The 13,680-nt window shown below is 64.5% G+C and carries 12 protein-coding genes; 8 read left to right on the top strand and 4 right to left on the bottom strand.

Features of this window, described 5'->3' with window-relative positions; genetic code table 11:
* Positions 1–57 precede the first annotated feature (57 nt).
* On the top strand, positions 58–2,247 hold the full coding sequence (locus JN302_RS16770) for an anthranilate synthase (RefSeq protein ID WP_202333772.1): 2,190 nt from the start codon (positions 58–60) through the stop codon (positions 2,245–2,247).
* A gap of 10 nt (positions 2,248–2,257) precedes the next feature.
* On the opposite strand, the gene JN302_RS16775 is transcribed toward JN302_RS16770, so the two are convergent.
* Entirely contained in the window at positions 2,258–3,454 is a 1,197-nt protein-coding gene (locus tag JN302_RS16775) for a ZIP family metal transporter (protein ID WP_202333773.1), read from the bottom strand.
* On the bottom strand, positions 3,451–4,569 hold the full coding sequence (locus JN302_RS16780) for a multicopper oxidase domain-containing protein (protein WP_202333778.1): 1,119 nt from the start codon (positions 4,567–4,569) through the stop codon (positions 3,451–3,453). The genes JN302_RS16775 and JN302_RS16780 overlap by 4 nt, the downstream gene beginning before the upstream one ends.
* A gap of 218 nt (positions 4,570–4,787) precedes the next feature.
* On the opposite strand from JN302_RS16780, the gene JN302_RS16785 reads away from it, so the two are divergent.
* Together JN302_RS16785 and JN302_RS16790 are read left to right on the top strand one after the other, a co-directional pair.
* Positions 4,788–5,567, top strand: coding sequence for an SDR family NAD(P)-dependent oxidoreductase (locus tag JN302_RS16785; protein ID WP_202333779.1), 780 nt, complete (start codon positions 4,788–4,790; stop codon positions 5,565–5,567).
* A gap of 85 nt (positions 5,568–5,652) precedes the next feature.
* Positions 5,653–6,741, top strand: coding sequence for an AbrB family transcriptional regulator (locus JN302_RS16790; RefSeq protein ID WP_202333780.1), 1,089 nt, complete (start codon positions 5,653–5,655; stop codon positions 6,739–6,741).
* A 10-nt stretch (positions 6,742–6,751) separates the two neighbouring features.
* On the opposite strand, the gene JN302_RS16795 is transcribed toward JN302_RS16790, so the two are convergent.
* On the bottom strand, positions 6,752–7,576 hold the full coding sequence (locus JN302_RS16795; protein WP_202333781.1) for an AraC family transcriptional regulator: 825 nt from the start codon (positions 7,574–7,576) through the stop codon (positions 6,752–6,754).
* Between the two features lie 112 nt (positions 7,577–7,688).
* On the opposite strand from JN302_RS16795, the gene JN302_RS16800 reads away from it, so the two are divergent.
* The 3 genes from JN302_RS16800 (at position 7,689) to ypfJ (ending at position 10,358) form a co-directional block, all read left to right on the top strand.
* The gene (locus tag JN302_RS16800) at positions 7,689–8,900 is read left to right on the top strand and encodes an MFS transporter (protein WP_202313555.1); all 1,212 of its coding nucleotides are present in this window, start codon (positions 7,689–7,691) and stop codon (positions 8,898–8,900) included.
* Positions 8,901–8,980: 80 nt separating this feature from the next.
* Positions 8,981–9,163, top strand: a complete 183-nt coding sequence (locus tag JN302_RS16805; RefSeq protein ID WP_202333782.1) for a hypothetical protein — start codon at positions 8,981–8,983, stop codon at positions 9,161–9,163.
* 274 nt (positions 9,164–9,437) lie between these two features.
* Positions 9,438–10,358 carry a KPN_02809 family neutral zinc metallopeptidase gene (gene ypfJ, locus JN302_RS16810; protein ID WP_202313557.1) on the top strand — a complete coding sequence of 307 codons (921 nt, stop codon included), beginning with the start codon at positions 9,438–9,440 and terminating at the stop codon, positions 10,356–10,358.
* 85 nt (positions 10,359–10,443) lie between these two features.
* Here the strand turns inward: ypfJ and carA are convergent, their stop codons facing one another.
* Positions 10,444–11,646 (bottom strand): glutamine-hydrolyzing carbamoyl-phosphate synthase small subunit, encoded by a 1,203-nt coding sequence (carA, locus tag JN302_RS16815; RefSeq protein ID WP_202333787.1) that lies wholly within the window; start codon positions 11,644–11,646, stop codon positions 10,444–10,446.
* Positions 11,647–11,932: 286 nt separating this feature from the next.
* Here carA and JN302_RS16820 point away from each other — a divergent pair, with 286 nt between their 5' ends.
* Positions 11,933–12,382 carry a GatB/YqeY domain-containing protein gene (locus JN302_RS16820; protein ID WP_202313561.1) on the top strand — a complete coding sequence of 150 codons (450 nt, stop codon included), beginning with the start codon at positions 11,933–11,935 and terminating at the stop codon, positions 12,380–12,382.
* A gap of 367 nt (positions 12,383–12,749) precedes the next feature.
* On the top strand, positions 12,750–13,490 hold the full coding sequence (locus tag JN302_RS16825; RefSeq protein ID WP_202313563.1) for a potassium channel family protein: 741 nt from the start codon (positions 12,750–12,752) through the stop codon (positions 13,488–13,490).
* Positions 13,491–13,680 lie beyond the last annotated feature (190 nt).

Here is a 13,680-nt window from a genome sequence, read left to right on the forward strand (position 1 = left end):
GCCTTTTTGTTTTGCACGATGCCTCCGGACCGCCCGCGGCGAGACAGGGAGACGGGAATGACGGTCGAAATCCTGGAAGACGGCGCCGAACGTTTCGTGACGTCGGGAGGCATAGAGATCACGAGGCAGCGTCACGAGGTCCCTTACCACGGCGCGATCGAGGCTTATCTCGACGGGCTGAACAGCCGGCGCGGGGCGGTCTTCTCCTCCAACTATGAGTTTCCGGGCCGCTATACGCGTTGGGACACGGCCATCATCGATCCGCCGCTCGCCATATCCGCCAAAGGCCGGTCGATGCGGCTCGAGGCGCTCAACGCGCGCGGCGAGGCCCTGCTGGCGCCGATCGTCGCTGCGCTGAAGCCGCTCGCCGAGGTGACCATCGAGGAGAGTTCGGCGCGCCTGCTGCGGCTCGAGCTCGCCGAGCCGGGGCGGGTCTTCACCGAGGAGGAGCGCAGCCGCGTGCCCTCGGTCTTCACCGTGCTGCGAGCTGTCACCGGGCTTTTCCACACAGAGAACGACAACAATCTCGGCCTCTACGGCGCCTTCGGCTACGATCTCGCATTCCAGTTCGATCCGGTCGAGCGCGTGCTCGAGCGCAAGGAAAGCCAGCGCGACCTGGTCCTGTTCCTCCCCGACGAGATCCTGGTCGTCGACCACTACTCAGCCAAGGCCTGGACCGACCGGTACGACTATGCCGGGCAGGGCTTCTCGACCGAGGGCCTGCCGCGCGAACGCAGCGAGGAGCCGTTCCGGGCGTCGGACCGCATCCCGCCGCGCGGCGACCATGAGCCCGGCGAATATGCGAAGCTGGTCGAGCGGGCGAAGGAGAGTTTCCGCCGCGGCGACCTGTTCGAAGTGGTGCCGGGGCAGATGTTCTACGAGCGCTGCGAGACGCCGCCCTCGGAGATCTCGCGCCGCCTGAAGGCGATCAACCCGTCGCCCTATTCCTTCTTCATCAATCTCGGCGAAGGCGAATATCTTATCGGCGCGTCGCCTGAGATGTTCGTGCGGGTCAATGGGCGCCGTGTCGAGACCTGTCCGATCTCCGGCACGATCAAGCGCGGCGACGATGCGATCTCGGATTCGGAGCAGATCCTCAAGCTCCTGAACTCCAAGAAGGACGAGTCCGAGCTGACGATGTGCTCGGATGTCGACCGCAACGACAAGTCGAGGGTCTGCGAGCCGGGCACGGTGCGCGTCATCGGCCGACGCCAGATCGAGATGTATTCGCGCCTCATCCACACGGTCGACCACATAGAGGGCCGGCTGCGCGAAGGCATGGACGCGTTCGACGCTTTCCTGTCGCATGCCTGGGCCGTCACCGTGACCGGGGCGCCCAAACTGTGGGCCATGCGCTTCATAGAGCAGAACGAGAAGAGCCCCCGCGCCTGGTATGGAGGGGCCATCGGCATGGTCCATTTCAACGGCGACCTCAACACCGGATTGACGCTCAGGACCATACGCATCAAGGACGGCATCGCGGAGGTCCGCGCCGGCGCGACGCTGCTCTTTGATTCCGATCCGCAGGAAGAAGAGGCAGAGACCGAATTGAAGGCATCAGCCATGCTTTCCGCCATCCGCGATGCCCGCGCCGGCAATTCTGCCGGCGCCGAACGCTCGACGGCCCGCGTCGGCGAAGGGGTCAACATCCTGCTCGTCGATCACGAGGATTCCTTCGTGCACACGTTGGCGAACTATTTCCGGCAGACGGGCGCGACGGTGTCGACCGTGCGCACGCCGGTTGCCGAGGAACTGTTCGACAGGCTGCGGCCCGACCTCGTGGTGCTTTCGCCTGGGCCGGGCACGCCCAAGGATTTCGATTGCGCCGCCACGATCAAGAAGGCGCGCGACCGCGAGCTGCCGATCTTTGGCGTCTGCCTCGGCCTGCAGGCGCTGGCAGAGGCCTATGGCGGCGAGCTCAGGCAGCTCCATATCCCCATGCACGGCAAGCCGTCGCGGATCCGCGTGTCCAAGCCGGGCGTGATCTTCTCGGGCCTGCCGAAGGAGGTGACGGTCGGGCGCTATCACTCGATCTTCGCCGATCCCGTGCGGCTGCCTGACGAATTTCTGGTGACGGCGGAGACGGAAGACGGCGTCATCATGGCCTTCGAGCATCGCAAGGATCCGGTCGCGGCGGTGCAGTTCCATCCCGAATCGATCATGACGCTCGGCCAGAATGCCGGCATGCGGATGATCGAAAACGTGGTCGCGCACCTGCCCCGAAAGGCCAGGGAGAAGGCGGCCTAACCGACGGGCCTCAGATCTTCACCAGCATCGCCGTGAGATACATGAAGCCGACGCCGGCCGTGAGGCCGGCCAGCACGGCGGGCGAGACCAGGATGCCCGCCGTGTCGCTGCCGCGGCGCAGCAGCGCCGTCACTTCGACGATGACCTGGAGGATCGCGCCGGTACCGATGGCCAGCGCAAGGGCGGACCATTGCGGCGCAAAGGCAAGGCTGCCCATCCACACGCCGAGGACCGCCGGACCGCCGGCGATCATAGTCAGGGCAGCGAAGGCCGTAAGGGGTGGGCGCTTCTTCAGGAGCGGTACGGCGATGCCTATGCCCTCGGTGATGTTGTGCAGGGTGAAGCCAAGTACCAGGAACGTCCCGAGGCCGGCCATGCCCGCGGCGAAGGCAGCGCCGATCGCCAGCCCTTCGCCGAAATTGTGGAGCCCGATACCGATGGCGATGTAGGTGGCGAGCGCCATCCCCGTGGGCGCGCCGTGCCTGCGGCCGATCGCCATGAGCAGGAGGAAACTGCCGGTCGCGGCGAGCACGACCATGGTCGGGCCCTGGAAGATCGCCGCTGCCTCGCCGGCAAGCTCCAGCGCATCCTCAAAGGCATCGACGAACAGAAAGGCGAGCAGACCGACGGTCAATGCGAGAAGAAAATTCATCCCGTCGCGACCGACCCCGCGCAAAGCCGGATAGAACATCAGGCCGATCGCGACCGGCAGGATGCCGACGAAGGCGCCGAGCAGTGCTTGCGAGACAAGGCTTGTGCCGTCAGCGGTCGGCGTGGCCACCGCTACAGGAATCTCGTGTTCGAAGGTCGTCCCGGTGTTCGTCACGACCTTGACGACATGGGCGTCGCCCTGCACCCAGGGGAACGGCAATTTGACCCAGGCGGTAGTGCCGCGCGCGATCGGTCCCGGCGGTTCCTGTTCGAACTGCCAATAGGCGTCGTCGACCTGGACCTGGGCGATGGTCATCGGCTCCGAGCCGCCGGCGCGGACCAGAAGGCGAAGGCCGCCGGCGTCGAGCACGACGCGCTCGAAGGTCAGTTTCTCGACGGGCGGCAAACCGTCGCGCGAGATTGCCAGCGGATTGGCCGTCACCAGCCAGACGATCGCTGAAGCAAGCACGGCGAGCGGCAGAACCGCCCATAAGAGCGCCCCGCGGGCGGGCCGCACTGCACCCGACTGGTCGCCGGCCTGCGAAGCCCCGCTCATGCCATGTCCTCCGTCACGTCGAACATGCCGACCCAGCCGAGCTCGGTGAACTCCGACTGGTGCGGGTGGAACATATAGAGGCCCGGTTCGTGATCGCGGTAGGTGAATTCGAGGATGCCGCGCTGCGCCTGGCATTGCGTTATCAGGTCGACCGTCCTCAGCGTCGGCGTCAATGTCGTGCCCTGATCGAAATAGTCGAAGAAGTTTCCGTGGAGATGAAAGGAGTTTATCGGGTCGAACTCGACGACGTTGACGAGATAGATGCGGACCGGCCTGCTTCGCGCAATCCTGATCGGCGCTTTCATGAAGCAGTGCGCGATGGTGTTTGCCGCATAGAATTCGTTCTCGCCGTCGAAATTCGTGTCGAAGGCATTCATCACCATCACCAGCTCCTGCCACTCGCGGTTCTCCGGGCTGCCCAGCAGGCGCGAGCGGGCGATATCGGCGTGTTCGGGGTGAAGGGCCGGATCGGGGTCGACCACAAAGGCGCCGTACATGCCCTTGTGCAGGTGCCGCTTCAGCGGCAGCGCGTGGCAGTGATAGAGATGACAGCCGAAGGGGCGAGCATCGAATTCGTATACGAACTCTTCCCCGGGGCCGATCAGCCCGGCACCGGGGACGCCGTCCATGCGCGCGGCGTGGATGCCATGGAAATGCATGGAATGCGGGTGCGAGCCGTAGTTCCTGAAGGTGAAGCGCAGCCGGTCACCTTCGGTCGCGCGGAAGGCGGGACCCGGAACGCGGCCGTTATAGGTCCAGGCGGGAAACATCACGCCGGGCGCGATCTCGATCTCCTTGTCCTCCGCCGTGATCTCCCAGCTTCGCAGCCTGCGGCCATCGGGCAGTGTCGAGACCGTGCCGGTATCCCAGTCGGTGAGCATATCAGTCGGATCAAAGCCGTTGCCCGCACTGTCGACCTCCCCGACGGTGACCATGGCGCCATGGGCGCCGGAATGGGCGTTCGGGGCGGGAGTGCCTGCGTCGGTCGCGTGCTGCGAATGGTCGGCCTGGCCGCTTGCGGCCCCCAATGTCGCGCCGCCCGCCGCGACAACCCCGCCGGCCAGGACGGCGCGACGGCTCAACTGACCCTGCAACCATGCCGTCGTATCGGTCATAGCTTCCTTCCCGGGCTTCTACTGCAAATGCAAACGATTTGCATCATCGTTCAGAAGCCCGGCTTTTTCAAGCGGAATATCGCGGTCGGCCACGGGCCGAAGGGGAGGCGGCCGAAAATGACGCTCCCGGTCTGGTCGCCTGCCGGGCTCGGACATTTCTGCACGGGCGAGAGATGCGCTACGAAGTAATTTCCGATGTCAGGCCACGGGAGAGACAGATGCCGGAAGGAATGCTTGCGATCCCCGATCTCGCGGGAAAGGCCGTTCTCGTCACGGGAGCCTCGACCGGGATCGGCGCGGCCCTTGTGCGCGCCTATGCCCGTCAGGGCTGCCGCGTTGGCCTGCACTACAATGCGAGCAAGGCCCCGGCCGAGGAACTGGCCGGGGCGATCCGCAGTGACGGCGGCGAGGTGTTTCTCACCCAAGGCGACTTTTCGGTCTCGGCTGACGTCGAGCGCGTGGTCGAGGAGTGCGCGGTGCATTTCGGCCGGCTCGACGGGCTCGTCAACAATGCCGGCGGCATGCTGGGTCGCGTGGCGTACGCGGACATGACCGATACCCAGTATGATGCGGTGATGAACCTCAATGCTCGGTCGGTGATCACCGCCTGCCGTGTCGCCTTGCCGTGGCTGAAGCGGAACGGCGGCTTCATCATCAATACGTCCTCGATCGCGGCCCGCAACGGCGCGGGAGGAGGGGCAGGGCTCTACGGCTCGGCCAAGGCCTTCGTCTCGAACGTCACCCGCGGGCTTGCCAAGGAGTTGGTCGGCCATGGCATCCGCGTCAATGCGGTCGCGCCCGGCGTGATCGCCACGCCGTTCCACGAACGCTATTCCTCCGACGAGCAGATGAGGGCGATGGTCGCCACGATCCCGCAGGGCAGGGCCGGCTCCGCCGAAGATTGCGTCGGCGCCTATCTGTTCCTCTCCTCCGCCGCATTGAGCGGCTACATCACGGGACAGATCATCGAGGTGAATGGCGGCCAGTTGATGCCGTAGGCGTGGCCCACGCCTTGACGATGCTGGCGGGGTTCAAAATGCGGCGTGGAGCGACTAAACCGGGAAGGCTCCGCAGGAACGCCCGATGCATTCTCCCACCCAGCCGCCAGTCCCCGAACCGCTCGCACGGCTGCGGCCTTCGTTGCAGTGGGCGTTGCTGATCGCCTTGTCCGTACTGTTCGCCGGCCTGCTCGAAGGGGCGCGCCTGCCGGCAGCCTTGCTGGTCGGTCCCATGATGGCGGCCATCGTCTGCGGTACCAACGGGGCTCGGATGCGCGTGCCGCAGCCCGCCTTCGGCGCCGCCCAGGCGATCGTGGGCTGCCTCGTCGCCGCTTCGATCGAGCCGGAGATCCTGTCGGCCTTCCTCGACGACTGGCCCCTCTTCCTCCTTGCGGTGATCGCGACCGTCTGCGCGTCGAGCTTCCTCGGCTACCTGATCAGCCGCTGGAAGGTCCTGCCGGGCACGACCGCCGTCTGGGGATCGGCGCCGGGTGCCGCCACCGCCATGGTGCTTATGGCGGATGCTTTCGGCGCCGACGCGCGCCTCGTCGCCTTCATGCAGTATCTGAGGGTGATCTTCGTCTCGGTGGCGGCCGCCCTGATCGCGCGCATGTTCGTCGACACGTCAGATGTCGACGCGCCGGCTCTTATCTGGTTTCCTGATATCGACGGTCCGGCATTCGCCGCGACGATCCTGGTGGCAGTGGCGGGCGGCAGTCTCGGCTATCTGCTCAGGCTTCCTTCTCCTTATTTCCTGGGTACCATGATGCTTGGTGCGACGGTGCACCTCGGGGCCGGCATCACAATGCAACTGCCGGAATGGCTGCTGGCGATCAGCTACGCGCTGGTCGGCTGGTCGATCGGGCTCAATTTCAATCGCGCCATATTGCGCCACGCGACCCGTGCCCTGCCGCAGATCGTACTGTCGATCCTGGCGCTTATGGTCTTTTGCGGCGGGTTGGCGTGGCTGCTCGTGCTGCTGCTCGATATCGACCCGCTGACCGCCTATCTGGCGACCAGCCCGGGCGGTATGGATTCGGTCGCCATCATCGCGGCGGCGTCCGACACCGTGAACATTTCCTTCATCATGGCGCTGCAGATGGCGCGCTTCCTGTTCGTGCTGATCTTCGGGCCGCCCATATCGAGGCTGGTGGCGCGGCGGATCGGCGGGTGAAGTCGATCGCCTACTGCCTGGCGCTTTTGAAATAGTCGCGCGGCGCCTTGCCGAGCATCCTTCGGAACATGGTCGTGAAGGCGGGCACGCTGTCATAGCCGAGGTCGATCGCCACGCTGGTCACGGGCTCGCCCTCGGCGAGTCGGGGCAGTGCGGCAAATAGGCAGGCCTGCTGCCGCCAGGTCGAGAGGCTCAAACCGGTCTCGCGCAGGAACAGGCGGGTGAAGCTGCGCCGGCTCACGCCGATGGAAGCAGCCCACCCGTCGATCGTGGCATGCGGCGAGGGGTGCTCGATGAAGCGGCGGCAGAGCGCGGCGAGCCGCGGTTCGGCAGGGAAGGGGAGACCGAGGGGGCGCTGCGGCAGATTGGGGATCTCATGGAGCAGCAGGCCCATGACCAGGGCGGCACGGCCTGACTGGCGCGCCTCCTGCGGCAATGCCATAGCCTCGAGGATCAGGCTCGCGGCGAGGTCGGTCAGGCCGACGACACGCAGCCGGTCCGGCAGACCGGCGATGGCGCCGGGGATCACATAGACCGAGTGCATGTCCACCGCCCCCAGCATCTCCACCGAATGGTCGATGCCTGACGGGATCCACATCGCGTGGTCGGGCGGCACCATCCAGCGGCCCTCCGCGGTGGTGATCTTCACCACGCCGGTGCGCGCATGCAGAAGCTGGGCACGGCTGTGGCGGTGCTCCGGCACGCGATATCCATCAGGATACTCGCCAGGGAGAGCCACGACGGCGCCCTCGACCTTCTCCAGCCAGGCGAGCCGTTGGGCATGGAGCAGACCCAGTTCCGGATCCGATACGTTCCTGAAATCGGTCTTTTGCATGGGAGTTTGGCCCACTCGCGAAGCTGTTGGACCAAACCACGAAGGCAGGTCGACATCAAGCGGCGTATAGGAGGCGCCGGCCCAATCGTGGCCGAGCTTCCCGGAGACCGCCTTGACCGACACCACCGCCGCATCGATCCGCGTCCACAAGGACAACACGGTCTACGCCATCATCCTGGCGGTAAGCTTCTGCCATTTCCTCAACGATCTGATGCAGTCGCTGCTGGCCGCGCTCTATCCCATGCTCAAGGACGGCTACGGGCTGGACTTCTGGCAGATCGGCGTTCTCACGCTAACCTTCCAGGGCACGGCATCGCTGCTGCAGCCCGTCATCGGCATCTATACCGACAAGCGGCCGATGCCCTATTCGCTGCCGGTCGGCATGGGGTCGACGCTGGTCGGGCTGGTGCTGCTCGCCTTCGCCGGCAATTATCTGCTGCTGCTCGCGGGTGCGGGGCTCGTCGGCCTGGGCTCGGCCGTGTTCCACCCGGAATCCTCGCGTGTCGCCAGATTGGCGTCGGGCGGCCGCTATGGTCTGGCGCAGTCGCTGTTCCAGGTGGGCGGCAATGTGGGCACGGCGATCGGACCGTTGCTCGCAGCCTTCATCGTGGTGCCGCGCGGCCAGGCGAGCGTGTCCTGGTTCTCGCTGGTGGCGCTGCTGGGCATGGTCGTCCTGTGGCAGGTGAGCGGCTGGTACGCCCGCTATCGTGTCGCCTCGGCCTCGCGGCCGGCGGTCAGCAAGGCCTTGCCCTTCGCGAAGCCGAAGGTCGTCGTCGCGCTGGCCGTTCTCGCGCTGCTGACTTTTTCAAAGAATGTCTACATGGCGAGCCTGTCCAGCTATTATACCTTCTATGTCATCGAGAAATTCGGCGTTACGGTCCAGCAGTCGCAGATCTTGCTGTTCATCCTGCTGGGTGCGGCCGCCGTCGGTACCATCCTCGGCGGGCCGATCGGTGATCGCTTCGGCGCCAAGACCGTGATCTGGTTCTCGATCCTGGGCGTGCTGCCCTTCACCCTGGCGCTGCCTTACGTCGACCTGTTCTGGACGGGCATGTTGTCGGCGATCATCGGTCTGATCCTGGCCTCCGCCTTCCCTGCGATCGTCGTCTTCGCCCAAGAACTGGTGCCGGGCCGGGTGGGCATGGTGGCGGGCATCTTCTTCGGCTTCGCCTTCGGCATGGGCGGGCTGGGCGCGGCCCTGCTCGGCATCGTGGCCGACGTCAGGGGCATCGAGTTCGTCTACAAGATCTGCTCGTTCCTGCCGCTGATCGGCCTGCTCACGATCTTCCTGCCGAACATGAAGGATGCCCACGCGTATCGCTGAAGTCACCTGGTCCCGGAACGCCAGGCTTTCCGATGCGTTGACCAAAGCCCGCGCCACCCGCGGGCTCTGGGAGAGACAAGATGGTTATCGGACAAGGCGACAAGGGCCGCGAATCGGCTCGCGGCCTGAAGAAGAGTGTGGCTGCCGAGGAACGCAAGATCGAGACGGCCAAGGGTAGCCCGCTTGCAAAAGGGCCAAAGCGCGTCGAGGAGCGTGCGCGCAGTGCCGACCCCAAAGATGGCAGACCGAAGCAGAAGGGCTGACAGCCGAATTCCGGGGGCCGGGCGGAGGATGCCCGGCGCGCAACGCATGGCTTTGAGTGCCGCAGCCATCTTGTTGGAACGTCCGGCGGGATCGATCGGGGTGCTACGCCTTCCGGCAAAAACCTTGTGACTTGGGTCAGCCGTTCAGATAATTGTCAGTATCACTCGCGCCCCAGATCTTTGATCGGCGCATCGTGCTTTTCTGAAAATCGATTTCGACTTTCAGGTCGGTGCATGGGATGGTCGGGCGGATTGGCATCGGGAGAGGCTCGCAATGCTCTGGAGAGGTCGCCGTCAGAGTGACAATATCGAAGATGCCCGCGGCCGGGGCGGCGGCAGGCCGGGCGGGTTCGGCCGGGGTCGCGGCGGTCCGGGCCAGTTCCGGATTCCGGTCGGTGGGCGAGCTGGCGGCGGCGGGCTGTCGGCGATCATCGTCTTCGCCGTGGTGATTTTCGTTTTGTATCAATGCGGCATCGACCCTCGTCAGATTCTGACTGAAGATGGCGGCGTTCCCGGCGGCGGAGGCCAGATCGCGCAGGACAGCGGCCAGCCGGCTTCCGACGAGATGACGCAGTTCGTTTCGACGGTGCTGGCCGAGACCGAGGACGTCTGGAATGGTATCTTCAAGGCCGAAGGCGCGACGTATGAGGAGCCCAAGCTGGTGCTTTTCTCCGGCTCGATCGCGTCGGCGTGCGGCTACGCGTCGGCGGCATCGGGTCCGTTCTATTGCCCCGGCGATCGCAAGGTCTATCTCGACACCTCTTTCTTCGACCAACTCTCCCGTCAGTTCGGCGCATCGGGCGATTTCGCGGAGGCCTATGTGATCGCGCATGAGGTCGGCCATCATGTCCAGAACCTCATCGGCGTCCTGCCGAAGTTCAACCAGATGCGGCAGCGCATGAGCGAGGTCGAGGCCAACCAGATGTCGATGCGGGTCGAACTCCAGGCCGACTGCTTCGCCGGCGTCTGGGGACACTATACTGCGCAGAAGGGCCTTCTCGAACAGGGTGATATCGAAGAGGCGCTGAACGCCGCGAAGCAGATCGGGGACGACACGCTGCAGAAGAGAATGCAGGGCTACGTCGTGCCGGAGAGCTTCAACCACGGTACGTCGCAGCAGCGTCAGACCTGGTTCGCTCGCGGCCTGAAGAGCGGCAAGCTCTCGGATTGCGACACGTTCAACAACGACATCTGACCGTCAGCGCATAGCTCAAGAAAAGCATAAGGGCCGGCCTCCTCCTCGGAAGCTGGCCCTTCTTCTTTGAGAATGGGTGCCTTGTTCAGCGCTCCGCGAGAGCGGGCTCGCCTTTGCGTTCGCGGATGAGATTCATGAAGCGGCGGAAGAGATAGTGCGAATCCTGCGGGCCGGGCGAGGCCTCCGGATGGTGCTGGACCGAAAAGACGGGCCGCCCCTTCAGTGCGATGCCGCAATTCGATCCGTCGAACAGCGACACGTGGGTTTCCTCCACGTTCTCGGGCAGCGATTTGGAATCGACCGCGAAACCATGGTTCATCGACACGATCTCGACCTTGCCGGTCGTGTGGTCCTTGACCGGATGGTTGGCGCCGTGATGGCCCTGATGCATCTTCTCGGTCTTGCCGCCCACAGCCAGCGCCAGCATCTGGTGGCCGAGACAGATGCCGAAGACGGGGATGTCGGTCTTGAGAAGGTCCTGGATCACCGGCACGGCATATTCGCCGGTGGCGGCCGGATCGCCGGGGCCGTTCGACAGGAAGACGCCATCGGGCTTCATCGCGAGGATCTCGTCGGCGCCGGTGTTGGCCGGGACGATCGTGACCTTGGCGCCGAGGCCGGCGAGCAGGCGCAGGATGTTGCGCTTCACCCCGTAGTCCACCGCGACGACATGCGTCGACGGCTCCTGCTGGGTGCCGTAACCTTCATCCCAGACCCAGGGACTCTCGGTCCAGACCGACGATTGGCCTGATGTGACCTCCCTGGCGAGATCGAGGCCGACCAGGCCGGACCACGCTTTCGCCTGCTCCTTCAGGCCCTCGATATCGAACTTGCCGTCCGGCGCATGGGCGATGACGGCGTTCGGAGCGCCCTTTTCGCGGATCAGCGCGGTGAGGGCGCGCGTATCGATGCCGCTGATCGCGACGATGCCGCGGCGCTTCAGCCATTGGTCGAGGTCACCGGCGGCGCGGTAGTTCGAGGGGCTGGTCACGTCGGCCTTGAATATCGCGCCGACCGCGCCCGCACGAGCCGCCGGGCTCAGATCCTCTATATCCTCGTCATTCGTCCCGATATTGCCGATATGCGGGAATGTGAAGGTGACGATCTGCCCGGCATAGGATGGGTCGGTGAGGATCTCCTGGTATCCGGTGAGGGCTGTGTTGAAACAGACCTCGGCGACCGCGCTGCCGGTTGCGCCCAGGCCTCGCCCTTCGACGACCGTTCCATCGGCAAGCACCAGAAGCGCGGTCGGCACCTCAGGAGCCCAGGGGGCGGTCATCGCGGCCATCGTCATACTCCGTCATAAAGGCTGCGGCTTGAAAATGGGCCGGTTCGGGGCCATATCGCGCAGCGAAACGCACGGGGCTCGGCGATTCCCGCAAACCCCCGTGCACAACTCGATCAGTCCATGCAAGGCGCGGACAATAGGCGAACGGGCGTATCCGGTCAATGACCGGGCAGGCCGGCGCGACGAATTATTTTTCCTATTGAAAACAGGAATTTATGCGTCGTTCCAAGGTTTGCGTCATGCCCGTCCGAACGTTATTGTCTGCACCTGCCAAAGGAGAAATGCCATGCGCGAGACCATCGACGCGGCGCTCAAAGACGCATTGAAGACGCAGGACAAGCGGCGGATATCGACGCTACGCCTGATCCGGGCGGCCATCCAGGACCGCGACATCCTCCATCGCGGCGCCGGGAAGGACCCCGTCACGGACGAAGAGATCATGCAGATCCTGTCCAAGATGGTGAAGCAGAGGGAGGAGTCTGCCAAGGCCTTCGAGGACGGTGGCAGGGCCGAACTCGCGGCCGAGGAGCGGGGCGAGATCGCGATCATCCGCGACTTCATGCCCAAGCAACTCGGGGATGCCGAGGTGAAGCAGGCGTGCCAGCAGGTCATCGCCGAAGTCGGCGCGGAAGGTCTGCGCGACATGGGCCGCTGCATGAACGCGCTCAAGGAGAAATATGCCGGGCAGATGGATTTCTCCAGGGCCAGCGGCGTCGTGAAAGGCCTGCTCCAGTAAACGTCCTCGGGCGATCGTAGCTATGCCCATATTCCTCATTCGGGAGGGGCATAGCAAACCGCCTGACAAGTCCGACTCGCGGCGCCAAGCCGGCGTCCTTGCTTGTCTGGCATCAGCGGGACCCCGGGCCTTGCCGGGCAGGCAGCAGCAGTTTGACATTGGAGGGAGCGTCCATCGGCGAGACTGCCGCTTGTGAGCGGCCAGCACAAAGAAACCCTGTCTCTGGAACATGGCTGTAAGATAGGCCGGTTGAAATCGGCGCTAGCGTCGATGCGGTTGAGGCGGACCGGCATGCGGCGAGGATGGTGACATCGTGACGCGACAGGAACATATCGAACCCAGCAAGCCGTCTGCGTTTCGCGACCGAATGAGGATCCTCTACTTTGGGCACAGCCCCGGGGCGCGTGCTTTCCAGGCGGCGGTGGTGCTCGTCGATCTGGCAATCATTGCGTTCTTCATAGCGACGCCTGTCCTGCAGAAACTCTCAGCCTTCCTCTGGATCGACTATTCCGTCGCTGCGCTGCTGGCTTTGGACATTTCGGCCAGGATCTTCGCCTCAAGCGACATTCCCAGGCGCCTGCGACAGCCCACCGTATGGGTCGATATATTCATCCTCACGACACTTCTCTTGCCGACGACGTTCGCAAACTTGGGCTTTCTGCGCATTCTCAGGCTCTGGTCGCTGTCGCGCAGCGGCTTCTTGTGGCAGCCGCTGGAATCATGGGGGATCGCCAATTGGCGCGCGCCGATTCATGCGATGGTCAATCTGCTGACGTTCCTGTTCATCGCCACAGGCTTTGTCTACACATTCTTTTTCCGCACCGGCGCCGGGGTAGCGGAGTATGTCGACGCGCTCTACTTCACGGTGGCGACCGTCACAACCACAGGCTTCGGCGACATCGTTCTACCTGGCATTGCCGGAAAGCTCACGGCAATCGTAACGATGATCGTCGGGATTTCCCTGTTTGTCAGGCTGGCGCAGTCAATATTCCGACCGGAGAAGGTGTTCTTTCCCTGTCCCCAATGCGCACTGCAGCGCCATGACCCGGACGCGGTCTATTGCAAGGCCTGCGGCCATCCGATGAAGATCCCGGATCCGGGCGACTGACGCCGGCGCACAGGAACCCACTGGCCACGCCAGTGGGCGGCGCGATCAGTCCCCCGAGTCTGCGTGCGATTGGCGCAACTTCATCCTCCCGCGATACGACAGGAGGTCCGGAATGTCGCGACAGAAACAGTCGCGCGGCGACCTGGCTTACGGTCTTCGTCCCGGTAACCAGCACGCGTGTCAGGGATCT

Origin of the sequence: Mesorhizobium sp. L-8-3, from assembly GCF_016756615.1 — a bacterium.
Classification (GTDB): domain Bacteria; phylum Pseudomonadota; class Alphaproteobacteria; order Rhizobiales; family Rhizobiaceae.

What these genes read in the sequence shown, in the direction of transcription:
- carA (WP_202333787.1), bottom strand. Translation starts at nt 11,646, where the DNA reads ATGGCCGCGATGACCGCCCCCTGGGCTCCTGAGGTGCCGACCGCGCTT.
- JN302_RS16825 (WP_202313563.1), top strand. Translation starts at nt 12,750, where the DNA reads ATGAGGATCCTCTACTTTGGGCACAGCCCCGGGGCGCGTGCTTTCCAG.
- JN302_RS16795 (WP_202333781.1), bottom strand. Translation starts at nt 7,576, where the DNA reads ATGCAAAAGACCGATTTCAGGAACGTATCGGATCCGGAACTGGGTCTG.
- JN302_RS16790 (WP_202333780.1), top strand. Translation starts at nt 5,653, where the DNA reads ATGCATTCTCCCACCCAGCCGCCAGTCCCCGAACCGCTCGCACGGCTG.
- JN302_RS16805 (WP_202333782.1), top strand. Translation starts at nt 8,981, where the DNA reads ATGGTTATCGGACAAGGCGACAAGGGCCGCGAATCGGCTCGCGGCCTG.
- ypfJ (WP_202313557.1), top strand. Translation starts at nt 9,438, where the DNA reads ATGCTCTGGAGAGGTCGCCGTCAGAGTGACAATATCGAAGATGCCCGC.
- JN302_RS16820 (WP_202313561.1), top strand. Translation starts at nt 11,933, where the DNA reads ATGCGCGAGACCATCGACGCGGCGCTCAAAGACGCATTGAAGACGCAG.
- JN302_RS16780 (WP_202333778.1), bottom strand. Translation starts at nt 4,569, where the DNA reads ATGACCGATACGACGGCATGGTTGCAGGGTCAGTTGAGCCGTCGCGCC.
- JN302_RS16775 (WP_202333773.1), bottom strand. Translation starts at nt 3,454, where the DNA reads ATGAGCGGGGCTTCGCAGGCCGGCGACCAGTCGGGTGCAGTGCGGCCC.
- JN302_RS16770 (WP_202333772.1), top strand. Translation starts at nt 58, where the DNA reads ATGACGGTCGAAATCCTGGAAGACGGCGCCGAACGTTTCGTGACGTCG.
- JN302_RS16785 (WP_202333779.1), top strand. Translation starts at nt 4,788, where the DNA reads ATGCCGGAAGGAATGCTTGCGATCCCCGATCTCGCGGGAAAGGCCGTT.